This window comes from Variovorax sp. dw_308 (genome assembly GCF_019207085.1).
Taxonomy (GTDB): Bacteria; Pseudomonadota; Gammaproteobacteria; order Burkholderiales; family Burkholderiaceae_C; genus Variovorax.
Map to the genome: position 1 here is coordinate 1 of NZ_JAATOM010000094.1, position 877 is coordinate 877.

At 65.0% G+C, this 877-nt stretch carries 1 protein-coding gene; it reads right to left on the reverse strand.

What is annotated here, in order from left to right:
• Positions 1–877 (reverse strand): methylmalonyl-CoA mutase family protein (locus tag HCU76_RS36345; RefSeq protein WP_218512064.1); only part of this gene is annotated, 877 nt, incomplete at both ends.

An 877-nucleotide genomic window follows, 5' to 3' on the forward strand; every position in this document is an offset into this window, starting at 1 on the left:
TGCGAGCGTGGAGACGCCCACCGCATGCACGTCGTTCTCGATGGCCTGTCGGGCGCACTCTTCCGGGGTCTGGAACAGCGGACCCATGTCGACGTCGAAGCCGAGATCCGCGAAGGCGGTGGCGACAACTTTGGCACCACGGTCATGCCCGTCCTGGCCGAGCTTGGAAATCATCACGCGCGGACGGCGGCCTTGCTCTTCGGCAAATGCTGCGATCTCGTGCTGCAGTGCTTCCCAGCCCTCGGCCGAGTCATAGGCCGCGGCATACACGCCGGTGACCTTCTGCGTGTCGGCACGATGGCGGCCGTAGACCTTCTCCAGCGCATCGCTGATTTCACCCACCGTCGCCCGCAGGCGCACGGCGTCGATGCTCAGCGCGAGCAAGTTGCCCTCACCGCTCTCGGCCGCAGCGGTCAAGGCGTCGAGCGCCGCCTGCGTCTTCGCGGTATCGCGCTTCTCGCGGATCGCATGGAGCTTGGCAATCTGCCCGTCGCGCACCTTGACGTTGTCGATCGACAGGCTGTCGATCGCATCCTCCGTCTTGAGCTTGTACTTGTTCACGCCCACGATCACGTCCTTGCCCGAGTCGATGCGCGCCTGCTTGTCGGCCGCGGCAGCCTCGATCTTGAGCTTGGCCCAGCCGCTGTCCACGGCCTTGGTCATGCCGCCCATGGCCTCGACCTCCTCGATGATCTCCCAGGCCTTGTCCGCCATGTCCTGCGTCAGCTTCTCCATCATGTAGCTGCCGGCCCAGGGGTCGATCACGCTGGTGATGTGGGTCTCTTCCTGGATGATGAGCTGCGTGTTGCGTGCGATGCGCGAGCTGAACTCGGTGGGCAGCGCGATCGCTTCGTCCAGCGCGTTGGTGTGCAGGCTT